Below are 21,759 nucleotides of genomic sequence, written 5' to 3' on the forward strand. Positions count from 1 at the left end.
AAAAACTGCGTTCCTTGCCTATCTAAATGAAAAGACAGTGGAACTTTGATTGGAGGGCGGGCTTCTGCCGGCCAGCTGTCTCTGATAAGTTGATATTCAGCACCCAGCCGCAGCCAACGTGCGAATAACCGGTTTCGGGACCGCCCGGGACCTCGGAGGATTGATGACGACCGCCGCCATGTCCAAAGTTGAGGAAGTTTCCGGTCTGCCCGACATGAAGGTGTCGGTGCGTCAGGTGTTCGGGATCGACAGCGATCTCGAAGTCCCCGCCTATTCCGAAGTCGATCCTCATGTGCCCGAAGTCGATTCCGACTACCGCTTCGACCGCGCCACCACGCTCGCCATTCTCGCCGGCTTTGCCCGCAACCGCCGCGTGATGGTGACCGGCTATCACGGCACCGGCAAATCCACCCATATCGAGCAGGTCGCGGCCCGCCTGAACTGGCCCTGCGTGCGCGTCAACCTCGACAGCCACATCAGCCGTATCGATCTCGTCGGCAAGGACTCCATCGTGGTCCGCGACGGCAAGCAGGTCACTGAATTCCGCGACGGCATTTTGCCGTGGGCACTCCAGCACAACGTCGCGCTGGTGTTCGACGAATACGACGCCGGCCGCCCGGACGTGATGTTCGTGATCCAGCGCGTGCTCGAAGTCTCGGGACGCCTGACGCTGCTCGACCAGAACAAGGTGATCAAGCCGCATCCGTCGTTCCGGCTGTTCGCCACCGCGAACACCGTCGGCCTCGGCGACACCTCGGGCCTCTATCATGGCACCCAGCAGATCAATCAGGGCCAGATGGACCGCTGGTCGATCGTCACCACGCTGAACTATCTCAGCCACGACGAGGAAGTGGAGATCGTGCTGGCGAAGGCCAAGCACTATCGCACCCAGGAAGGCCGCGACATCGTCAACAAGATGGTGCGCCTCGCCGACCTCACCCGCAACGCCTTCGCCAATGGCGATCTGTCGACGGTGATGAGCCCGCGCACGGTGATCACCTGGGCGGAGAACGCCGACATCTTCAGCGATATCGGCTTTGCGTTCCGGGTCACCTTCCTCAACAAATGCGACGAGCTCGAGCGTCCGCTGGTCGCCGAGTTCTACCAGCGCTGCTTCAACGCCGAACTGCCGGAATCCTCGGTGAATGTGGCGCTGTCCTGATCTCTCTCGGTATCGTCCCGGCCGAGGCCGGGGCGATTACCGCGAGGTCTCTCGATGATGCGACGCCGATGGTTTCCTGGCCGACAACGGCCGGTGGTTATGGGTCCCGGCTTTCGCCGGGACGACGGATAGGGTGAAATGACCACCTCCAACAGCAAGTTCCGTAACACCAAGGAAGCCCCGACCGAGCCGTTCAAGCGATCGGTTGCGGCCTGCCTGAAGGCGATCGCGAAGTCGCCCGAGCTCGATGTCAGCTTCGCCGCTGAGCGGCCGGGCCTCGCGCCCGGCAAGGCCCGGCTGCCCGAGCCCGCGCGCAAGATGACGAAGCGCGACGCCGCGATCGTGCGGGGACACGCCGATTCCATCGCGCTCAAGCTCGCCTGTCACGACGCCAAGCTGCATCGCAAGCTGATGCCCGGCAATCCGCAGGCGCGCGGCGTGTTCGAGGCGGTGGAGCAGGCTCGCGTCGAGGCGATCGGCGCGCGCCGTATGGCGGGCGTTGCCAAGAACCTCACCGCGATGCTCGACGACCATTTCCATCGCGGCAAGTTCGACGAGATCACCGACCGCGCCGACGCGCCCTTGGCGGACGCGCTGGCGATGCTGGTGCGCGAGCGCCTGACCGGCCTGGCGCCGCCGACCGCCGCGAAGAAGATGGTCGATCTCTGGCGTCCCATTCTCGAAGACAAGATCGGCAAGCGGCTCGACCGGCTCGATACCCTGGTCGAGGATCAGACCCGGTTCGGCGACGCCGTGCACGATCTGCTGACGGCGCTCGATATCGGCGACGAGCGCTCCGCCGACAGCGAAGACGATGACGAGAACGACGAGAACCAGGACGGCGACAACGATCAGTCCGGCGCCGAAGGCTCGCCCGATTCCGACGCCGCGCAGGAGATGAGCGCCGACCAGGCGCAGGCGAGTTCGGAAGAGATGAGCGAGAGCGCGATGGAAAGCGCGCAGGCCTCGACCTCCGACACGTTCGACGACGGCGAGCTCGGCGACGACGAGACGCCGGGCGAGGCGACGCGTCCGAACTCGAGCGGCAAGAACGAGCCCCGCGGGCCGGAATACCATGCCTTCGCGCCCAAGTTCGACGAGGTCATCGCCGCCGAAGACCTCTGCGACCACGACGAGCTGGAGCGGCTGCGCGCCTATCTCGACAAGCAGCTCGCGCATCTGCAGGGCATCGTCGCCCGCCTCGCCAACCGGCTGCAGCGCAAGCTGATGGCGCAGCAGAACCGCGCCTGGGAGTTCGACCTCGAAGAGGGCATCCTCGACCCCGCGCGGCTGTCGCGCGTGGTGATCGACCCCTACCAGCCGCTGTCCTTCATGCACGAGAAGGAGGCGACGTTCCGCGACACCGTCGTGACGCTGCTGCTCGACAATTCCGGCTCGATGCGCGGGCGCCCGATCACGGTCGCGGCGACCTGTGCCGACATTCTCGCGCGCACGCTGGAGCGTTGCGGCGTCAAGGTTGAAATTCTCGGCTTCACCACGCGCGCCTGGAAGGGCGGGCAATCGCGCGAGGCGTGGCTTGCCGCCGGCAAGCCGGCCAATCCCGGCCGTCTCAACGACCTCCGCCACATCATCTACAAATCCGCCGACGCCCCCTGGCGCCGTGCGCGAAAGAATCTCGGCCTGATGATGCGCGAGGGGCTGCTGAAGGAGAACATCGACGGCGAGGCGCTGGATTGGGCGCACAAGCGCCTCTTGGGCCGGCCCGAGCAGCGCAAGATCCTGATGATGATCTCGGACGGTGCGCCGGTCGACGATTCCACGCTGTCGGTCAATCCCGGCAATTATCTCGAGCGGCATCTGCGCCACATCATCGAGGAGATCGAGACCCGCTCGCCGGTCGAGCTGATCGCGATCGGCATCGGCCATGACGTGACGCGCTACTATCGCCGCGCGGTGACGATCGTGGACGCAGAGGAGCTCGGCGGCGCCATCACCGAGAAGCTCGCGGAGCTCTTCAGCGAGACCAACACCGCGCCGACGCAAGCACCCGGCCGCCCGCGACGCAAATTGCATTCGTGAGCACGCAATCGTCCCGCCGCAGCTTTATTGGCTATGCGGCGGCCGGATTTTCCACTCTCGCAGTCTCCCGCCTGGCGCGGGCGCAGGCGGCGGCCGAGCCGCCGCCGCGCGCGCTGCAGGTCGAGAACGCCGTCGTCGAGCCTGTCAGCGTCGAGGTCAACGCACGCGCTATTCCCAATTTCGAGCCGCGTGACCGCACGCGCACCCGCTTCGGCTCGCTGGACTATCGCAGCGGCCTGGTGCTGACCTCGCCCTATCGCGGCTTTGGCGGCTTGTCCGGCATCCGCTTGGACGCCAAGGGCGAGGGCTTCCTCGCGGTCTCCGACCAGGGCGGCTGGTTCACCGGTCGCATCCGCTATTCCGGCGGCAAGATGGCCGGGCTCGACGACGTCGAGGCCGCGCCGCTGCTCGGCGCCGAGGGGCGGCCGATCACGGAAAAGCGGCTGTGGTGGGATTCGGAATCGATCGCGCGCGAGGGTGACGTCGTCTATGTCGGGCTCGAGCGCGTCAACCAGATCCTGCGCTATGATTTCTCCAAAGGCGGCACGCGCGCGCGCGGCGAAGTGGTGCCGGTGCCGGCGGGAATCCGCAAGCTGCCCTTCAACAAGGGGCTGGAGGCGCTGGTCGTCGTGCCCAAAGGCAAAGACCGGAACATGCCGTTGGCGGGCACGCTGATCGCCTTCTCCGAGCGCGGGCTGGACGCCGACGGCAACCTCACAGCCTTCCTGATCGGCGGTCCCACGCCCGGCCAGTTCAGCGTGCGGCGCACCGAGAAATACGACATCAGCGATGCCGTGCTGCTGCCCTCCGGCGAGCTTCTGATCCTCGAGCGCAAATTCTCCTGGTTCACCGGCGTCAACATCCGCATCCGCTCGATTCCGCTGAAGTCGATCGCGCCGGGTGCGCTGGTCGACGGCCCCGCGCTGTTCGCCGCCGATCTCGGCCACGAGGTCGACAACATGGAAGGCATCGATGCCCACGTCACGAGCGAGGGCGAGACCGTGCTGACGCTGATCTCCGACGACAATTTCTCGATGCTGCAGCGAACCCTGTTGCTGCAATTCACGCTGGTGGAATAGGCGGCGGCGCCGTCTCGCGACGAATGATTGCCGAAATGCACGCCGGGGCTAGCCGCCATTCCCCCGCACGGCTGGCAATCCGCGCGTCGCTCACTACACTCCTCGCATTGCCCCTCTTACCGGAACTCCCCGCATGAGCGTCCTGTTTTCCCCGATCAAGCTGCGCGGCCTGACGTTGAAGAACCGTGTCGTGGTATCGCCGATGTGCCAATATTCGGCCGACGACGGCGTCGCCACCGACTGGCACTTCACCCACATCAACAATCTCAGCCTGTCGGGCGCGGCGATGTTCTGCATCGAGGCGACCCATGTCGAGGCGATCGGCCGCATCACGCCGGGCTGCCTCGGGCTCTACAGCGATGCCGCCGAGGCCGCGCTGAAGCAGATCCTCAATTCGGTGCGCAAGCATTCCACCACCGCGATCGCGATGCAGCTTGCGCATGCCGGCCGCAAGGCCTCCAGCGCGCGGCCCTGGGACGGCGGCCAGCTGATTCCGGTGGAGCAGGGCGGCTGGCAGACGGTGGCGCCGTCGGCGCTGCCGCACAAGGAGGGCGAGGCCGCGCCGCTGGCGCTGGACGCAGCGGGCCTCAAGCGCATCCGCGAGGCCTTCGTCGACAGCGCGAAGCGAGCGGAGCGCATCGGCATCGACGCGATCGAGCTGCACGGCGCGCACGGCTATCTCCTGCATCAGTTCCTGTCGCCGATCTCCAACAGGCGCACCGACGAATATGGCGGCTCGATCGAAAACCGCATGCGCTTCCCGCTCGAAATCTACGACGCGGTGCGTGCGGTGTTTCCGCACGACAAGCCCGTGGGCATGCGGGTGTCGTCGACCGACTGGGTCGAGGGCGGCTGGGATCTGGCGCAGACCATCGAATTTTCAAAAGCGCTGAAGGCGCGCGGCGTCGACTGGATCGATGCCTCCTCCGGCGGCGTCTCGCCGCTGCAGAAGATTCCGCTCGGCCCCGGCTATCAGGTGCAGTTCGCAGAGGCCATCAAGCGCGAGACCGGATTGCCGACCATCGCCGTCGGCTTGATCACGGAGGGCAAGCAGGCCGAGGAGATCGTCGCATCCGGCAAGGCCGATATGGTCGCGCTCGCCCGCGGCATGCTCTACGACCCGCGCTGGGGCTGGCACGCGGCCGCCGAAGTCGGCGGCGAGGTCGAAGCCCCGCCGCAATATTGGCGCTCGCAGCCCTCGACGCAGAAGGCGCTGTTCGGCAAGACCAATTTCGGGGCGCGGTAGCGTCTTGACCTCTCCCCGCAAGAACGTCGTAAAGACGGGGAGAGGGTGCCGACTCACCCCCCCCTCCGTAAATCTCCTCAGCTTCCACCTCGCGCAAAACTGGCCTAACCTTGCCCCCGCCCAACTCCTCGCGGAGGCCTGCCATGCGTTTTCGTGTTCGCAAAACCGCCCATGTGTTCGAGCGCGTCGGGCTTGCGATGGCCGGCGCGGCGTGCGGGCTGTTCGTCGGCGCCTATGTGGGAGCGGCGATATCGGCGCTCACCACGCAGGGCTTTCTGCTGCTGATGATGGTGCTGGGCTTCGTCGGCTTCTATCTCGGCATCGACACGCCGCAACTGCCGTTCGACGAGGCGCATAGCGAGATCGACGCCGCCGAATTCCTCAGCGCCGCCGGCACGCTCTGCGCCACGCTCACCGCGCTCGCCTCCGTCGCCGTCATCGTGCTCCGCCTCGAGCCGCATCTGGCATGGACCTGGCTTGCCCTGCTCGGCTGGATCGCCGGCGTCGCCATGCAGATCGTCGGCGGCGCGAAAGCGAGGATGCGGAAGTAGCTTTCTGTTCTCCCTCCCAGGGAGGTAAGCAAGACGTCCCGCTAGAACACCACGCCCACCCGCGTGCCGCGCTTCCAGGCGATGCGGCAGCGTTTTTTGGTGTTGACGTGCAGCAGCTCGAATCTGTCGGGAATCTTCACCTGGCCGCCGAGATCGACGCAGGCGCCGCCGGGCGAATAGTCGATCAGCGTGCAGGTGATCACCGGCGCGCGCGGGTCGGTGATGATCTTGGCCTGGCGCGACACCAGCCCTGCAGGCTTCACGCGGGCATATTTACGCGGATACATTGGCACTCTCCTCCAATTCCGCAGGCGTAGCGGCGGATCCTGTGCAGAATGATGCGGATGAATCGATGCGATCCGGCTAAAGCGGGCGGGAGAATTTTAATGAAAAGTAGCGGCGAGGGCAGAAAGCGAAGGTAACAGGGTGGGGCCCTCCCGCCTCCAGGCAGGGCTATCGCATCTGGCGTGCAAGATGCGGCCGCATCGGCGGTCGGCTCCCTCTCCCGCTTGCGGGGGAGGGCTGGGGTGGGGGCTGTCTCCGCATCGGGATTGTCGAGAATTGTGGAGGGCGCCCCCGAGTGGTGAGAACCCTCACCCGCCGCGCCCTGCGAGCGCGTCGGCCTCTCCCGCCAGCGGGAGAGGCGGAGCAAGCTCCACCGGCATCGGCACCGTCAAATAGTCCTTCGGCAAATTCACCGGCCGGTAGTCCGGCTCCACCGCGATCCGCTTCAGCACGCTCTCATGCACATGGGCGCCTTCGGGGATCAGGCGCGGCTCGCAATCGGGGATGTACAGGCCGAGAAACACCTTCCGCTCCGGCCACTCCCGAAACTTCGCGCGCTTCGGAAAGAACTCCAGCAGCCGCCAGCCCGCCGTCATGGAATCGTGCAGCACGCCGGTCTGCCCGGTGTAATCAGGCGCGACATACTGGAACGGCGAGTTCTTGCGCTGGATGCCCCAGGCGAGCTGCCTGATGGTCGCGTGGTTGAAGTTCAGCCCCGCCTTCTCCGCCTCCGCGATCATCCAGATCAGCGGATATTTGGAGTCGCCGCTTCTAGCCTCCGGATAGCCGCCGCCGACGTCGCTATGCACGCCGGCGAACCACACCTGCAGGATGTCCTGCGGCACCTTCTTTTCGTCGGGCACATAGCGGTTGCTCCAGAACTCCTGCGGCTCCTCATATTTGTTCAGGCGGAACATGCGACGCCGCTCGTCGATCGCGATCGCCTGCCGGAAGGTCCTGACGCTCGGATTGCGCCGCGTGAAGGCGAGCTCCTCCAGGCTGAACAGGAAGAACAGATTGTCGCGCCGCGGCACGATCACGCTGGCCACGGTGTCCCAGACGCCGATGAAATGGATGGTCGGCCAGCGCGTCGAGGTGATGCGCGCGAACTGGGCGGCGAGGTCGAACTGGTCCTTCGGCAGCGGCCCCTGCTCGTCGAAATCGACATCGCTGAGGTCTTCGACGTCGTTGCCGCGCCCGGTGCCGGAATATTGCTTGTAGGCGACGAGGCCCGAGCCCGCGAGGTTGGCCTGCTCCGGCCTGACCAGCCCGACCTTGTGGATCAGCCCCGCCAGCACGCGAACCGTGTAGGCCCCGCGCGAGAAGCCGAACAGATAGATCCTGTCGCCCGGCGCGTAATGCTCGACCAGGAAGCAATAGGCGCTGAGCACGTTGTCATCGAGCCCGTAGCCGGTGGCGAGCCCCAGCACCAGATTGATATTGGCTTTCAGGCGGTGCCACGTCGTCGGCTCCGTCACCGTGCCGACGCCGGGATCGTAGAACACCATCTGCCGCGGCTGTGTCCGGTCGGTCTTGCGCAGGCAGCGATACAGCTTCAGGACGTTGGAGATGTTCTCCGAGATCTCGTTGCCGGTGCCGTCACAGCAGATGACGAGATTCTTCGACTCGGATTTGCGCTCGCGCTCCACAGGTCAACCCCTCCCGGTGATGCTACCCGGGCGAGCATAGCCGAAAAGCGCGACGGGGAGGAGACGGCGCTTCTGCCTTCGCGGCGCCAAACGACGCTTTGCGCGGCCGGAGCGCACGCCTCGTCCTTCGAGACGGCGCTGACGCGCCTCCTCAGGATGAGGCTGAACAGCATTGTCGCTCGTTGATGCTGTCGCCACGCGCTCCGCTCCTCATCCTGAGGGCCCGCCGAAGGCGGGCGTCTCGAAGGATGGCCGCAAGCGAGATCGCGCGATCGAAATTCGTCCTGCGTGAGGCGCAGAATGGCGAAAGAAGCGCCCTACTTCTTCTTCCCCGGCCCGAAATCCGGCTGCCAGGCGGCGTCCTTGCGGTTCGGCGCGGCGGCGATCACCTTGGCTTTTTCCTTCTTCGGCTTCTTGGTTTCGCGATTGCCCTTTTGCTGTCCCTTGGCCATGACGTCAGTCTCCTCTTTGGGGGTTCGAGTGTTTGAGTTCGAGTCTTGGGGGTTCGAATTCGTCCGATTGCAGCACCCGCGCGAAGGGCGGGCTCGTCGGCCTTGCAGGCCTTTGCGTCGAAGTCGGCCGCACGAGACATTTTCGCGCCGGCCTGTTCGCCGGTCGCACTCACGGAACAGGGCACCGGCCCTGGCGCATGTAACTTTCGGCTCCCACCCGTTGCGAAGCAGAAGCATGCGCTGATGCAGCCGAGCCTACGCCCGCGCCAAACCGATAGCGAGGCCTAAAACGTCGCGCACGCGAGGCCGCGCTGCGGCCACAATGCACGCGTCGCGCGCACGATAGTGCTGGCTATTGCCGTGCATTGGGCGCATGCTCGCCCCAGTGGCGTCGGTTGGGGCCTGACCAGCGAAAGGGAGGCTTTCATGACCATTCGCTCGCGGCGCGAAACCATCACATTCAAGCATCCGGTCCACATCCGCGGCATTGCGCGCGAATTGCCGGCCGGCGCCTATGAGGTCGTCACCGACGAGGAGATGATCGAGGGCCTGTCCTTCGCCTCCTGGCGCCGCATCGCCACCATGATCAATGTGCCGTCCGAAGGCGTGCAGGGCGCAACCGAGATGCTGTCGATCGGCTCGGTCGATCTCGCCGATGCGCAGGCGTCCGATGCGCAGGCTTCGGAGGCAAGCGTTGCCCATGACTGACGTCCCGGTGGATCTCGACAAGCATCGCGGCATGGCCGCCCAGAAGGCGACCGATCTGCGCCGCGCGCTGGCCGAGGTCGAGAACAATGTCAGGGAACTGCGCGAGCGCGAGGCCGACCTCGAAAACCGCATGATGTCGGCGCCCGCCACCTCCTGGGCGGAGGCCGCGGTGAAGGCGCGCTATTTGCTCAACCTCTATGCCGCCAGCCTGCCCACCGAAGACACCCGCCACCGCGCGCTGGTCGCCGCCCTGTTCGACGATTTCGCCAAGCTCAGCGGCGACAACTGAAGCCGGTCCCGGCGGCGGTCTCGCTGCACCTCTCCCGCTCCTGTCTCGCCGAAGCTTCGGCGAAGGCGGATGCGGGTGCGCACCCATCGTATGACAGGAGTCCCCCATGACACTCACCGCCAGCCGCTTCATCGCCCACGACCAGGACCGCGGCATCGTCCAGTTCTCGATGCAGGACGGGCCGAAGGAATTCGCCTGCGCGATCTCGACCTCCGCCATGGACGACCTCGAGCGCGGCCCGCGCGCCAGACCCGCCGAACGCGAAGCCCAGTTCACCCGCCTGCGCGAGCGCATCGAAGCCTGCGTGGAGCGGAAGTATCAGGCCACGGAGTTCGAGGGGACCCCGCCGGGGATCGTGCTGCGGAGCATTGATTTTCGGGGGTAGGGCTTGGTGCCAAACGTTAGTGCGACGCAAGTCGATATTGCGACGGGAGTACGAGGGCGACGTGATCGGCGGCGCGACGCCGTAAAAGTACGGAATCTCCCATAGGCCCTAAGTCTAAGCTCTTGCGTGTATTTTTTCCAACTGCACTGTTAAGTTCTTGCGTAGAATCGCTTTCAACGATTGATTGCAAATCATTCTGTCCCGTGAGTCCTCTGGCGCGTACAGGATATATATTCCGTGGACGACATTTCGGACGCTGGTGGCGTCGCTGCTCGGATCGGATTTAAGTACCAAGACCACGTAGCAGCCTCGTTCGTGCTCGACATGCTAGACGATCGAAGGGTCGTTCAGGTCGAATGCGAGACAAGCGACGATATTACAAGGGTACTCCATCAAGACGATCTTGAGATTGTCGAGTATATCCAAGTCAAAACTACAGATCGGGACAAAAAGTGGACGTCCACTGAGCTAACAGCGCGCGTTACGAAGGATAACCCGACCTCGCTTGTAGAAAAGTCGCTCCTGGCTGATAGGCATCAACCTAGCGCTCGTTTTAGGATCGTTACGAGGCGATCTGTGAATGCTAGTCTGGCCGCGCTGCTGGATCCTATTGAGCGACGAGAGACCACGGGACAGATTTCCGTGTTGGCCGCGAAGCTGAAGGCGAAGTATCCAAAAACGTTTTCATCTAATGGACACGATCTGGCCTATTGGGCCCAAAATGCACTTTGGGATGTTCGATCCGGACTGGAGCATATCGAATCGCAAAATCTGCAGCTCTTAAATAGGATTGCGGAAGAGTTTGGAGCGAACCCGACCTACTCGCAAGCGAAGAAAATCTATTCTGACTTGCTTCTGTTAGTGGAGGCGGCCGCTGCGGCGACCCGGCGGAATAAGATTAAGAAGGTCGTCACGCGCACCATGATCGTAGATTGGTGGAGTGCTCGCTTGGCGGAGGTCCGAGCGACGGCTGCTGCGAGCGCAAAGCCGTATAGAATACGCGGCACCAGCTTCTTCATAGAAGTTCACAACGTTCCATATCCACTCGAGAAACGGCAAGCTCTTGGCTACGACGCTCAGTATGAACGCAAAGTATGGCGTTCTCTGCAGCTGTCGCAATACTTGGTCAGTTGGCTCGCCGAGCTGTCATTGAAGGCGAGTGAGCTTGCGGAGATCGACCAACTAAATCTTAAGCAAAAGCTTGATGCTGGACTTGCTACCATCCGGGCGCAACGGACGCTGAATTCTCGGGAGTTACTGGGAGAGGCTTTGCTTCATGCCATCTTACGTCACTACTTCGGTAGCGAGCCTGTTGCATGTAAGCTATTTCATCGCTCTCGTTTGGGAGATCGAATTACACGAAACGCGCACATTGTCTCGCGTCAACAAGGTGATCAACTTTGGTTGGGGCGCACTTACTTTCTAGAGGGTGATGGCGAGCGTGAGCTCTTGGCTCGGATCGCGGATGATTTGTGCGAGTCTCTCGCGACGGAAGTTCTCCAGGAAGAACGGCAGGTAATAATCCAGTTGCGAGAACCGCAGCACCTGACCTCACGGTCCCTCTGGGACGCCTTTGGACCGGGAGCGCCGATCGACCGCATACTTGAGATGCTATGTATCCCGGTATTGATTGCGTACGACAGCGCGGTACTCGGAGTCGGCCATTCAGACGACTATCAGCAGAAGTTGAAGTCAGAGATCGCGAAGTTTGGAGACAGATTTGTTTCAAGTCTTCCAGCGCAGACGGTTGAAGTTCAGGTGCACGTTATTTTCGTGCCCGTGGAGAATCTCTGTCTCCTGGTTAGTCAATTCGAGAAGGAAATTGGCTTGGCATGAACTACAGGCAGCTGAGGGACCAACTTGGCCAAGAAGATCTTCCATCTTCAAAGATGTTCGAGGTCTTGGGCCAGATTGCGGGTCACGTAAACAACAAAGAGACGCATGACCAAGGGCGTGATCTCGTAATTCGTGCACTCGCTCGACGAGATCTTTGCGGCGAGTTTGAAACTCGCGTTTTGGCGTCTCTTGTTCGTAACGTCGGGCTCTACCCTTACTTATCCCCGATGCTTGAGTCCGTTGAGGATGATGACTTTCTGGCCTATGAGTTGCATCGGCCTGATGGATTAGATGCGGTGTTTCATAGCTTGCAGGCCCGCATTTATTACCAGCTGCGATCAGGCTCTAACGTTGTCTTGAGCGCATCGACCAGCGTTGGCAAGAGCTTGTTGATCGACGCCATGGTGGCTCTTGGCAAGTTCAAGAAGGTCGTTGTGGTCTTGCCCACGCTTGCTCTGATCGACGAAACTCGAAAGAGACTGGCTTCTAAGTTTCGCGAGCTGTGTCACTTAATTACGCACCCGACTCAAGTCGCTCGTTCGGACAAGATCAATGTGTATGTGCTGACTCAAGAACGGGTCCGGCATCGAATTGATTTGTCTAACATAGATTTCTTCGTGGTAGACGAGTTCTACAAGCTTGATTTCAGGCGAGACGACGACAAGCAAAGGGCGATAGAACTTAATCTCGCGTTCCATCAATTGGCATCTACCGGAGCGCAGTTTTATCTGCTCGGCCCAAATGTCCAATCGATCAAAGGACTGGACAAGTACGAATTTCATTTCATTCCGTCAGACTATTCGACTGTAGCGGTAGATGTGGTGCAATTCGATCTGCCCAGTCGTGGAGATGACCGCCCAAACAAGCTGGCGGAACTGGCGCAGGAGATCGAGGGTTCTACCCTAGTTTACTGTCAGGGTCCCGGCAGCGCGGTAAAAGTTGCTCGGCGACTTATGCGCAGCGTTGAACCAAATAATCCTGAATCTTGCGCAGCTACTGCGCATTGGATGGCTGAGAACTACCATCCAGAGTGGGCGGCGGTTGCAGCCGTACAACATGGGATAGGTCTTCACCACGGGGGCATCCCGCGCGCCCTTCAGCAGCATATGGTGCGCATGTTCAATGATGGTTCACTTAAGTTTCTAGTCTGCACCTCGACCCTCATCGAGGGGGTGAATACGGCGGCGAAGAACGTAATTGTTTATGATCGCCGGCGGAATAAGAACGTGCTGGACTTTTTCACTTATAAGAACATTCAAGGTCGCGCTGGGCGAATGGGCACATACTTTGTCGGCAAAGTGTACATGTTGGAAAAGCCGCCGATAGATGACGATGTTGTTGTCGAGTACCCGATTGGAGAGCAATCCGAAGAAACGCCCCTAACTCTTCTGCTTCAGTTGGATGATGATGAACTCTCTGATTTCTCGAGATCAAGGGTTGAGGATGCAATAAAGAATAGCTTCTTGTCGGCTGACACGCTTCGTCTGAACGGCTCTGTGCTGCCAGATATCCAAAATCGAATTGCGGGCATTGTTTATCAAAAATTCAAGTCCGGGGACGTTTCTCTAATCTGGAGCGGATTTCCCAAGCACTTTCAACTGATAGCCGTTTGCGAAATTATAGTCGATGAATTGTCTGGGCCGCGCTTAAACGATCTTGGTATCAGCTCCGGAAGGCAACTCGCTTGGCATCTGAGTACGCTCAGTCAAGCAGATGGGATTCCTGGTTATCTTGCCGAGATCGCACGCGGAACGTTAGCTCATCAAGTTGTATCCGAAAGGATCGATGAGGCGCTAAAGGTCATTCGCAACGTCATCACATTTCAATTTCCGCGTGACTTGATGGTGCTGGATAGAGTTATTTCAGAGGTCGCTAGTCGTCTGGAGATGGCTGGACCGAATTACAGCGTTTATGCCGAGGCGACCGAGAATCTATTTCTTCCGCCTGCGATTGCAGCATTAGAGGAATATGGAATTCCGGTGCAGACCGCGAAGAAGTTGTCTGCTTACCTACACGAGTATGATCTCGACAGAACCTTGGACGATCTGAGGGCGCTTGATCTCGGTAAGGTCGAGAATCTATCGGCTTTCGAGCACACACTTGTTGGATCGGTTCAGAGCGCGATTTGAACGGAAGATTGTGTTAGAGTTGCATGCAAAACAAAAACGGCCGGATCTTCCGATCCGGCCGCAACGCAAACTCTTACTTGGCTAAGCCTACGCCACGCGACGCAACCTAGCCCCCGCCCAATTCTGAAGAACTCAGCTGGCCTTCTTCTCCGGCGCCGGCGTCGGGCCGACCTTCTTCTGGATGGCGCGCTTCAGATCGAGGGCGCGCGGCGACAGGACGTCGGCCTTGGCCTTGAGCAGGTAGGCGTCGAGGCCGCCATTGTGGTCGACGCTCTTCAGCGCGTTGGTGGAGACGCGCAGGCGCACGTTGCGCTCCAGGGCTTCGCTGATGAAGGTCACGTTGACCAGGTTCGGCAGGAAGCGGCGCTTGGTCTTGATGTTGGAGTGGCTGACCTTGTGGCCGACGAGGGGGCCCTTGGCCGTCAGTTCGCAGCGGCGAGACATGGCATCAATCCTTATCCTGAAACCCCCAACGATTTGCGGCCGCCATTCTGGGCGCCACGGGGGCGAATTCTTTTGTCCTTGCAGGGAGCGGGCGGACGTATAGGGGGGAAGGGCCGGGACGTCAAGGTTTTGGGCGGTCTTTCGAAGCCGCGGGAGGTGCGCTCCCTCTCCCGCCTGCGGGAGAGGGTTGGGGTGAGGGCTCTCTCCTCTGGGGGGCAGACATCATTACGGATGGTGCCCCCCAGAGGAAAGAGCCCTCACCCGCGCTGCGCGCGACCTCTCCCGCACGCGGGAGAGGTTACTCCCCCCGCGGCTACCCCCCAATCACCAAAACGGCAGTGTTTATCGCGCCTTACCATCACATAAAGGGCGTATTCGCCGCCGAAGAGTCCGGTGGAGTTCCGGGATCGACACGTTCCGACACATTGTTTGCCGCGGTTTTTGGCTTAAGTAACGACCGTCGCGCTCCGATTGGATTGTTTCGTGCTCACAACGCTACCTTTTGCGCCCGAACAGCGCTCAGTCCGCCCGGGTTTTGCCGGCTGGCTGGCGGTGCTTTGCGGCCTGACGGTGGCGTGGGGCGCAGTGCCGGCGGCGGCGCAGGGCAAGCTCGAGGCGCAATACGAGGCCTCGCTGGCCGGCATTCCCGTCGGCAAGGGCGCCTGGAATATCGAGGTCGGCGACGACGTGTTCGCGGCGGCCGCGTCCGGCGGCACCTCGGGGCTGCTGAAATCGTTCACGGGCGGGTCCGGCACCGGCGCGAGCCAGGGGCGCGTCGTCAACGGCGCGCTGGTTGCGACCGGCTACCAGGCCTCCACCACCACCTCGAAGAAGACCGAAGAGATCCGCATCACGCTCGACAAGGGCAATGTGAAGGATTTTGCCATCCTGCCGGAGCCGCCGGTCGACCCTGATCGTATCGTCGTCACCGACGCGCATCGCCGCGGCGTCTGGGACCCCATGACGGCCTCGCTCCTGCGCGTGCCCGGCACTGGCGACCCCGTCTCGCCGGAGGCCTGCCACAGCTCGGCCCCGGTGTTCGACGGCCGCATGCGCTACGACCTCAAGCTCGATTTCAAGCGCATGGAGACCGTGAAAGCCGAGAAGGGCTACAAGGGCCCGGTGGTGGTCTGCTCGCTGTATTTCGTGCCGGTCGCGGGCTACATCCCCGATCGCCCCGTGATCAAATACCTCGCCGCCCAGCGCAACATCGAGATCGCGTTTGCGCCGGTGGCGGGCACGCGCATCCTGGTCCCGTTCTGGCTGAAAGTGCCGACGCCGCTCGGCCCGGCCATGCTGGAAGCCACCAGCTTCATCACCACCGCCCAGCCGCCGCGCGTGGCGAAGACGCAGTAAGGTTCGCTCTCTCGGCCGTCATTCCGGGGCGCGCCTCTCGGCGCGAGCCCGGAATCCATCGTGAGACAGACTCTGCTGCTCGATGGATTCCGGGTTCGCGACTGCGTCGCGCCCCGGAATGACGAGCGGAGATTTTGGCCTCATAAATGGTTCGCAAAATCAACCACTTGCCTACTGTGCATGGGGTTGTTTTCGCAAAAAATGGTCCCCGGCGGCTCCGATCCGGGAATCCATTTGACTCCTCCCCGATTCTGATTCGACTCCGCGCCGTCCCCAACTTAACGGTTTGCGCCATCGAAACGTCACTTGTACGGCGGCCCAAAACTCCATCTAGTCGCAGCTGAAGAGACTCCCGCGAGATGTTGCGGTGAACGGAACAGGACTCCAGGGGGAGTCAGCGATTCGGCCGCGATTCGTTCTAGAGTCGTTCCGAAGCTTAAGACCAACGGGAAAAGCGTCGCAAAGTGAGACAGTTGCGCGGGATTTGGGGAGCGAGTGCCCACGCGCTTGGTGTGCCCCTCACCCTGAGGAGGCCGCGAAGCGGCCGTCTCGAAGGGCGAGGGGCCTGGCTTGCTCAATGGCACCCGCCGCGCCTTCATCCTTCGAGACGCGCTGACGCGCTCCTCAGGATGAGGAGTGCCGCCCCGCCCCAGACAGCACTGACATTCGCCCTAACAGGCACTACCTAATCCCCCAGATGCCCTTTTCCTCCTCCCCCTTCGCTTCCGAGCGCGCGCTTTCCGATCGCGTGCCTGGCGCCGGCGTCACCGCGGTGCTCGGGCCGACCAACACCGGCAAGACCCATCTCGCCATCGAGCGGATGCTGGCGCATCCCTCAGGGCTGATCGGCCTGCCGCTGCGCCTGCTCGCGCGCGAGGTCTACAACAAGATTGCCGCGCGGGTCGGCAGCGACGCGGTCGCGCTCGTCACCGGCGAGGAGAAGATCAAGCCGAAGAGCCCGCGCTATTGGGTGTCGACCGTCGAGGCGATGCCGCGCGACCTCGACGTCTCCTTCCTCGCCGTCGACGAGGTCCAGATCGCCAGCGATCTCGAGCGCGGCCACGTCTTCACCGACCGCATCCTCAACCGCCGCGGCCGCGACGAGACGTTGCTGCTGGGCGCTGCGACCATGCGCCCGATCATCGAGCGGCTGCTGCCGGGCGTCTCCATGATCACGCGTCCAAGGCTGTCGCAGCTGGAATTCGCCGGCGACCGCAAGATCACGCGCCAGCCGCGCCGAACTGCGATTGTCGCGTTCTCGGCCGACGAGGTCTACGCGATCGCCGAGCTGATCCGCCGCCAGCACGGCGGCGCCGCCGTGGTGCTGGGCTCGCTCTCGCCCCGCACGCGCAATGCGCAGGTGGCGATGTTCCAGAACGGCGACGTCGATTATCTCGTCGCCACCGACGCCGTCGGCATGGGCCTCAATCTCGACGTCGACCACGTCGCGTTTGCCTCCGACCGCAAATACGACGGCTACCAGTTCCGCCGGCTGACGCCGTCCGAATTCGCGCAGATCGCGGGGCGTGCGGGGCGCGCCACGCGCAACGGCACCTTCGGTACCACCGGCCGCTGCGCGCCGTTCGAGCCCGAGCTCGTCAACGCGCTGCAGAACCACACTTTCGAACCCGTGAAGATGCTGCAATGGCGCAACGCCAGGCTGGATTTCTCCTCGCTCGGCGCTCTCCAGGTCTCCCTGAACCTCGGCCCCGGCCACGAGGCCCTGACGCGCGCGCCTGTTGCCGAGGACATGCGCGTGCTCGAGCACGCCGCCCGCGACGCCGAAGTGCGCGATGTCGCGCATGGCAAGGAGGCCGTGGAGCGGCTGTGGGAGGCCTGCCAGGTCCCCGACTATCGAAAATTGTCGCCGGCCGCCCATGCCGAGCTGGTGACCACGCTGTACGGCTTCCTGATGCGGAAGGGCTGCATCCCCGATGCCTGGTTCGAGGCCCAGATCACCCAGGCCGACCGCGTCGACGGCGACATCGACACGCTGTCGGCCCGAATCGCGCAGATCCGCACCTGGACCTTCGTCGCCAACCGTCCGGACTGGCTGAAAGACCCCGAACGCTGGCAGGGAATTGCCCGCGAGGTCGAAAATAAATTATCGGATGCGCTCCATGAACGCTTGACTGAGCGTTTCGTTGATCGCCGGACCAGTGTATTGATGCGCCGCCTGCGGGAGAACACGAGCTTGAATACTGAAATCGGCAAGACCGGCGAAGTCATCGTCGAAGGCCATGTCATCGGCCGTCTCGATGGCTTCACCTTTGCACCGGATGCGGCGGAAGCCGGCTCCGATGCGAAAGCCTTGCAGGCTGCAGCGCAAGCGGTGCTCGCCGGCGAGATCAACACGCGCGCCGAAAAGCTCGGCAATGCGCCCGACGATCAGTTCGTGCTGACCTCGGAAGGCATCATCCGCTGGACCGGCGATGCCGTGGCGCGACTGTCTGCCGCAGAGGACGCGCTGCATCCGCGCATCCGCATCATCTCCGACGAGCGCCTGACCGGCGCCCCCCGCGACAAGGTGCAGGCCCGGCTCGAGCTCTGGCTCAAGACCCATGTCGAGAAGCTGCTCGGGCCGATGTTCGAGCTGTCCAAGGCCGAGGACGTCACCGGCATCGCCCGCGGCATCGCCTATCAGCTCGTCGAGGCCCTCGGCGTGCTCGAGCGTCCCAAGATCGCCAACGAGCTGAAGGATCTCGACCAGCCCTCGCGCGCGGTGCTGCGCAAATACGGCGTCCGTTTCGGCGCCTATCACATCTATTTCCCCGGCCTGCTCAAGCCCGCCGGGCGTGCGCTGGCCGCGCTGCTGTGGGCGCTGAAGCAGGACAATGTCGATCTGTCCTCGCTCTCAGGCGCGCAGCATCTGGCCTCCTCGGGACGCACCTCGTTCCCGGTCGACAAGGCTCTGCCGCGCGATGCCTATCGCGTGCTCGGCTACAAGCAGGCCGGCGAGCGCGCCGTGCGTGTCGACATCCTGGAGCGCTTGGCCGATCTGATCCGCCCGGCGCTGGCCTGGCGCGAGAACGCATCCGGTGAGAAGCCGGCCGGCGCCTTCGACGGCCGCAGTTTCGTGGTGACGCAGGCGATGACCTCGCTCACGGGCTCCGCCGGCGAAGATTTCGCCTCGGTGCTGCGTGCCCTCGGCTATCGCATGGAGAAGCGTCCGCCGCTGCCGGCAAAGCCGGCCGTGGCCGAGCAATCCGTGCCTGAAACCGTCGCGACCGAGACGCCCCCGGCTGAAGGCACCGCGGAAACCTCGAACGAGACCTCGACAGAGACTGCGGCCGAGGCCGTTGCCGGCCTGCCGGCGGAGGCTTCCACCGAAGCTGCCGCCGAGCCGGTCACCGTCGAAGACGCGCCCGGCATGGAGCCGCAGGACGAGCCGGCTCAGGAGGCTGAGCCGGCGCTGGAAGCCTCTCCCGAGGCCCCCGTCACGCCCGAAGACGCGCCCGGCATCGCACCGCCGGCGGAAGAGCCCGCTGCGCCCACCGAGGCGGCCAGCCTCGAAGCCGCTCCGGCCGAGACGGCCGCAACCGAAGCTGCCGCGTCACCCGAAGCTGCCGCGCCTGAAGCTGCGGCGACGCCCGCCGAGCCCGAGTTGATCGAGGTCTGGCGTCCCGGCGGCCGTCACGACGACCGCAAGCCGCGCCACGAGCGCCATCGCCACCAGCGTCACCAGAACCAGCGTCCGCAGGCCGGCGCTGAAGCTGGCGCTGCACCCGGCGCAGCGAGCGCCGCGCCCGGCGAAGCCGCCGACGGCGCGAAGCCGGGTCATCGTGGTGGGCATCGGAGGGACGGTGGCAGAGACTTCCGCAAGCCGCGCGAGGGTGGCGAAGGCGCGCCGCGTCCCGAGGGGCGCGACGACAAGAACCGCCGCTTCGAAGGCAAGGATCGCGACAACAAGGATCGCGACAACAAGGGACGCGACAAGGGCAAGTTCGGCGGAGATCGCGACAAGGGCCGCGACAACCGCGGCCGTGACCGGGACAAGGGCCGCGACCGCCAGGGCGGTCCGTCGCTGCGTCCCTACGCCTCGAGCGCCAATCCGCGCGAACGCGACCGTCCCGCCGATCCGAACTCGCCCTTCGCAAAACTCGCCGCGCTGAAGGAGCAGCTTTCCGGGCGCAAGGAGTAGCATAGCGTTTTCAAGCGAAGTGCGGAGCGGTGCGCGTGAAGAAAACGCGTCGGAAGGAATAGAGCCACGACCGAGCGGCAGCGCCTCGACAAATGGCTGTGGCACGCGCGGGTGGTGAAGGCGCGGACCTCGGCGGCCGAACTCATCGGATCCGGTCATGTCCGCGTCAACGGGGAGCGCGAAAAGGCGCCGGGCCATGCGATCAAGCTCGGCGACGTCATCACCGTCGCGCTCGATCGCACCGTGCGCGTGTTGAAGGTGACAGGCTTCAGCGAACGCCGCGGCGATGCCGCCTCGGCGCGCGTGCTCTACGAAGAGCTCGGGATGCGCAATTAATTGCGCTTTGCATTCATTTCTTGGTCGATCAAACGCGCAAAGCCGTCATGATCGGGCCTTCCCGACCTTGCGGCGCCCGGCCATCCGCGCTACGCAAGCCGCGACTTTTAAAAGAGCTTTTCGGAGCGTTGGATGACTTACGTCGTCACTGAAAACTGCATCAAGTGCAAGTACACCGACTGCGTCGAGGTCTGCCCGGTCGACTGTTTCTATGAGGGTGACAACATGCTCGTCATCCACCCGGACGAGTGCATCGATTGTGGCGTGTGCGAGCCGGAATGCCCCGCCGACGCCATCAAGCCGGACACGGAACCGGGCCTCGAAAAGTGGCTGGAAGTGAACACCCAGTACGCCAAGAGCTGGCCGAACATCACCCAGAAGAAAGAATCACCTGCCGACGCCAAGGAATTCGACGGCGCGGAAGGCAAGTTCGAGAAATATTTTTCCCCGAACCCCGGCTCCGGCGACTAAATCGGGCTCAAACTTAACCCTAATAGCGTCGCTGCCGCTGAAAACCAGCCCTGAAGACCCCTAAATCATTGATTTTTGCGGGAAATGTGCTATATTGGGCACATTAAGCCGAACCCTGTCAGCCCCGTTGGCCCCGCTGGGTTCCCGTGAAACCAAATGTCGAACAGGGGCGTGGCAGTTTCCGCGCGCAGGCTGTGTCACAGAAAACGCGTAAAAAGAGTACTTCAGCGAGGGCTTCCCATAAGGAGGCCAAAAAAGTCGCCGCGGCCAGCCGTAGCGCATCCAAGGGTCGGGCCGCTGCCAAGGCGCCGCCGGCTGCAAAGTCCTCGAAGAACAAAAGAAGCGCAATGCCTAACAAGACTGCCAAACCGGCCGCGAAAGCGACCGTTGCAAAGCCTGCCGCCAAGCCTGTCGCTGCCAAGGCCCCTGCTGCCAAGGCTCCTGCTGCGAAGCCCGTCGCGTCGAAGGCTCCCGTTGCTGCTCCTGCCAAGGCTCCCGTCGCTGCCGCCAAGCCCGCTGTGAAGCCGGCGGCCGCTGCGCCGAAGGTCGAGGAAAAGAAGGTCGTGACCCAGCGCCAGGGCTTCAAGGCCAATGAATTCGTCGTCTATCCCGCTCACGGCGTCGGCCAGATCCTGGCCATCGAGGAGCAGGAGATTGCCGGCGCGAAGCTCGAGCTGTTCGTCATCAACTTCATCAAGGACAAGATGACGCTGCGCGTGCCGACCGCCAAGGTCGCCAACGTCGGCATGCGCAAGCTGTCCGAGCCGGCGCTGGTGAAGAAGGCGCTGGAGACGCTCAAGGGCCGCGCCCGCGTCAAGCGCACCATGTGGTCGCGCCGCGCCCAGGAATACGAAGCCAAGATCAATTCGGGCGACATCGTCGCGATCGCGGAAGTCGTGCGCGATCTCTTCCGCTCGGAATCGCAGCCGGAGCAGTCCTACAGCGAACGCCAGCTCTATGAAGCGGCGCTCGATCGTCTGTCCCGCGAGATCGCGGTGGTGCAGCACTCGACCGAGACCGAAGCGGTCAAGGAGATCGAGGCCCAGCTCGCCAAGAGCCCGCGCCGCGGTGCCAAGTCCGAAACCGCCGAAGGCGAGGCGGATGCCGAGGGCGATACCGACGACACCGATGGCGACGACACCACCGTTGCCGACGAGGCCGCGTAAGCGCTTTCGTCGCGTCGATCGCAATAGATCAAAA

The 21,759-nt window shown here is 63.1% G+C and carries 19 protein-coding genes; 15 read left to right on the forward strand and 4 right to left on the reverse strand.

Annotated features, from left to right (window positions below; translation table 11 throughout):
• Positions 1 to 163 precede the first annotated feature (163 nt).
• The 5 genes from cobS to CIT39_RS02985 all read left to right on the forward strand — a co-directional run bounded on the left by cobS (position 164) and on the right by CIT39_RS02985 (position 6,078).
• Complete coding sequence (gene cobS, locus CIT39_RS02965) at positions 164 to 1,162, forward strand: cobaltochelatase subunit CobS (protein WP_094973544.1); 999 nt, start codon at positions 164 to 166, stop codon at positions 1,160 to 1,162.
• Positions 1,163 to 1,300: 138 nt separating this feature from the next.
• Entirely contained in the window at positions 1,301 to 3,202 is a 1,902-nt protein-coding gene (gene cobT, locus CIT39_RS02970) for a cobaltochelatase subunit CobT (RefSeq protein ID WP_094973543.1), read from the forward strand.
• Positions 3,199 to 4,281, forward strand: coding sequence for an esterase-like activity of phytase family protein (locus CIT39_RS02975; protein WP_094973542.1), 1,083 nt, complete (start codon positions 3,199 to 3,201; stop codon positions 4,279 to 4,281). Before cobT ends, CIT39_RS02975 begins: the two co-directional genes overlap by 4 nt.
• A 133-nt stretch (positions 4,282 to 4,414) precedes the next feature.
• Positions 4,415 to 5,527 (forward strand): NADH:flavin oxidoreductase/NADH oxidase, encoded by a 1,113-nt coding sequence (locus CIT39_RS02980; protein ID WP_094973541.1) that lies wholly within the window; start codon positions 4,415 to 4,417, stop codon positions 5,525 to 5,527.
• Positions 5,528 to 5,670: 143 nt separating this feature from the next.
• Positions 5,671 to 6,078, forward strand: coding sequence for a hypothetical protein (locus tag CIT39_RS02985; RefSeq protein ID WP_094973540.1), 408 nt, complete (start codon positions 5,671 to 5,673; stop codon positions 6,076 to 6,078).
• Between the two features lie 41 nt (positions 6,079 to 6,119).
• On the opposite strand, the gene CIT39_RS02990 is transcribed toward CIT39_RS02985, so the two are convergent.
• From CIT39_RS02990 to CIT39_RS03000, 3 genes are all read right to left on the reverse strand, one after another.
• Positions 6,120 to 6,365 carry a PilZ domain-containing protein gene (locus tag CIT39_RS02990; protein ID WP_162308859.1) on the reverse strand — a complete coding sequence of 82 codons (246 nt, stop codon included), beginning with the start codon at positions 6,363 to 6,365 and terminating at the stop codon, positions 6,120 to 6,122.
• Positions 6,366 to 6,671: 306 nt separating this feature from the next.
• Positions 6,672 to 8,012 (reverse strand): DUF2235 domain-containing protein, encoded by a 1,341-nt coding sequence (locus CIT39_RS02995; RefSeq protein ID WP_094973458.1) that lies wholly within the window; start codon positions 8,010 to 8,012, stop codon positions 6,672 to 6,674.
• A 317-nt stretch (positions 8,013 to 8,329) separates the two neighbouring features.
• Positions 8,330 to 8,464 carry a hypothetical protein gene (locus CIT39_RS03000; protein ID WP_256471549.1) on the reverse strand — a complete coding sequence of 45 codons (135 nt, stop codon included), beginning with the start codon at positions 8,462 to 8,464 and terminating at the stop codon, positions 8,330 to 8,332.
• A gap of 426 nt (positions 8,465 to 8,890) precedes the next feature.
• On the opposite strand from CIT39_RS03000, the gene CIT39_RS03005 reads away from it, so the two are divergent.
• The 5 genes from CIT39_RS03005 to CIT39_RS03025 all read left to right on the forward strand — a co-directional run bounded on the left by CIT39_RS03005 (position 8,891) and on the right by CIT39_RS03025 (position 13,811).
• Positions 8,891 to 9,172 (forward strand): hypothetical protein, encoded by a 282-nt coding sequence (locus tag CIT39_RS03005; RefSeq protein ID WP_094973457.1) that lies wholly within the window; start codon positions 8,891 to 8,893, stop codon positions 9,170 to 9,172.
• Positions 9,165 to 9,461, forward strand: coding sequence for a hypothetical protein (locus CIT39_RS03010; RefSeq protein ID WP_094973456.1), 297 nt, complete (start codon positions 9,165 to 9,167; stop codon positions 9,459 to 9,461). The genes CIT39_RS03005 and CIT39_RS03010 overlap by 8 nt, the downstream gene beginning before the upstream one ends.
• A gap of 106 nt (positions 9,462 to 9,567) precedes the next feature.
• Positions 9,568 to 9,846, forward strand: coding sequence for a DUF1488 family protein (locus CIT39_RS03015; protein WP_094973455.1), 279 nt, complete (start codon positions 9,568 to 9,570; stop codon positions 9,844 to 9,846).
• 237 nt (positions 9,847 to 10,083) lie between these two features.
• Positions 10,084 to 11,682 carry a HamA C-terminal domain-containing protein gene (locus tag CIT39_RS03020; RefSeq protein ID WP_094973454.1) on the forward strand — a complete coding sequence of 533 codons (1,599 nt, stop codon included), beginning with the start codon at positions 10,084 to 10,086 and terminating at the stop codon, positions 11,680 to 11,682.
• Positions 11,679 to 13,811, forward strand: a complete 2,133-nt coding sequence (locus CIT39_RS03025; protein WP_094973453.1) for a DEAD/DEAH box helicase — start codon at positions 11,679 to 11,681, stop codon at positions 13,809 to 13,811. The genes CIT39_RS03020 and CIT39_RS03025 overlap by 4 nt, the downstream gene beginning before the upstream one ends.
• Positions 13,812 to 13,943: 132 nt before the next feature.
• Here the strand turns inward: CIT39_RS03025 and rpmB are convergent, their stop codons facing one another.
• Positions 13,944 to 14,255 carry a 50S ribosomal protein L28 gene (gene rpmB, locus CIT39_RS03030; protein WP_094973452.1) on the reverse strand — a complete coding sequence of 104 codons (312 nt, stop codon included), beginning with the start codon at positions 14,253 to 14,255 and terminating at the stop codon, positions 13,944 to 13,946.
• A gap of 546 nt (positions 14,256 to 14,801) precedes the next feature.
• On the opposite strand from rpmB, the gene CIT39_RS03035 reads away from it, so the two are divergent.
• The 5 genes from CIT39_RS03035 (at position 14,802) to CIT39_RS03055 (ending at position 21,725) form a co-directional block, all read left to right on the forward strand.
• On the forward strand, positions 14,802 to 15,611 hold the full coding sequence (locus CIT39_RS03035) for a DUF3108 domain-containing protein (RefSeq protein WP_094973538.1): 810 nt from the start codon (positions 14,802 to 14,804) through the stop codon (positions 15,609 to 15,611).
• 697 nt (positions 15,612 to 16,308) lie between these two features.
• Complete coding sequence (locus CIT39_RS03040; RefSeq protein ID WP_094973451.1) at positions 16,309 to 19,752, forward strand: helicase-related protein; 3,444 nt, start codon at positions 16,309 to 16,311, stop codon at positions 19,750 to 19,752.
• Between the two features lie 111 nt (positions 19,753 to 19,863).
• A complete protein-coding gene (locus tag CIT39_RS03045) occupies positions 19,864 to 20,088 on the forward strand; it encodes a S4 domain-containing protein (protein ID WP_244607510.1) in 225 nt (74 codons plus the stop codon).
• 132 nt (positions 20,089 to 20,220) lie between these two features.
• Positions 20,221 to 20,559, forward strand: coding sequence for a ferredoxin FdxA (fdxA, locus tag CIT39_RS03050; protein ID WP_094973449.1), 339 nt, complete (start codon positions 20,221 to 20,223; stop codon positions 20,557 to 20,559).
• A 347-nt stretch (positions 20,560 to 20,906) separates the two neighbouring features.
• Positions 20,907 to 21,725 (forward strand): CarD family transcriptional regulator, encoded by an 819-nt coding sequence (locus CIT39_RS03055; RefSeq protein ID WP_162308319.1) that lies wholly within the window; start codon positions 20,907 to 20,909, stop codon positions 21,723 to 21,725.
• Positions 21,726 to 21,759 lie beyond the last annotated feature (34 nt).

Source organism: Bradyrhizobium symbiodeficiens (assembly GCF_002266465.3).
Lineage (GTDB): Bacteria > Pseudomonadota > Alphaproteobacteria > Rhizobiales > Xanthobacteraceae > Bradyrhizobium > Bradyrhizobium symbiodeficiens.

Bases quoted from the DNA above. Each gene is read 5' to 3' on its own strand.
- cobS (WP_094973544.1), top strand. From the start codon at position 164: ATGACGACCGCCGCCATGTCCAAAGTTGAGGAAGTTTCCGGTCTGCCC.
- cobT (WP_094973543.1), top strand. From the start codon at position 1,301: ATGACCACCTCCAACAGCAAGTTCCGTAACACCAAGGAAGCCCCGACC.
- CIT39_RS02980 (WP_094973541.1), top strand. From the start codon at position 4,415: ATGAGCGTCCTGTTTTCCCCGATCAAGCTGCGCGGCCTGACGTTGAAG.
- CIT39_RS02985 (WP_094973540.1), top strand. From the start codon at position 5,671: ATGCGTTTTCGTGTTCGCAAAACCGCCCATGTGTTCGAGCGCGTCGGG.
- CIT39_RS02990 (WP_162308859.1), bottom strand. From the start codon at position 6,365: ATGTATCCGCGTAAATATGCCCGCGTGAAGCCTGCAGGGCTGGTGTCG.
- CIT39_RS03000 (WP_256471549.1), bottom strand. From the start codon at position 8,464: ATGGCCAAGGGACAGCAAAAGGGCAATCGCGAAACCAAGAAGCCGAAG.
- CIT39_RS03005 (WP_094973457.1), top strand. From the start codon at position 8,891: ATGACCATTCGCTCGCGGCGCGAAACCATCACATTCAAGCATCCGGTC.
- CIT39_RS03010 (WP_094973456.1), top strand. From the start codon at position 9,165: ATGACTGACGTCCCGGTGGATCTCGACAAGCATCGCGGCATGGCCGCC.
- CIT39_RS03015 (WP_094973455.1), top strand. From the start codon at position 9,568: ATGACACTCACCGCCAGCCGCTTCATCGCCCACGACCAGGACCGCGGC.
- CIT39_RS03025 (WP_094973453.1), top strand. From the start codon at position 11,679: ATGAACTACAGGCAGCTGAGGGACCAACTTGGCCAAGAAGATCTTCCA.
- rpmB (WP_094973452.1), bottom strand. From the start codon at position 14,255: ATGTCTCGCCGCTGCGAACTGACGGCCAAGGGCCCCCTCGTCGGCCAC.
- CIT39_RS03040 (WP_094973451.1), top strand. From the start codon at position 16,309: ATGCCCTTTTCCTCCTCCCCCTTCGCTTCCGAGCGCGCGCTTTCCGAT.
- fdxA (WP_094973449.1), top strand. From the start codon at position 20,221: ATGACTTACGTCGTCACTGAAAACTGCATCAAGTGCAAGTACACCGAC.
- CIT39_RS03055 (WP_162308319.1), top strand. From the start codon at position 20,907: ATGCCTAACAAGACTGCCAAACCGGCCGCGAAAGCGACCGTTGCAAAG.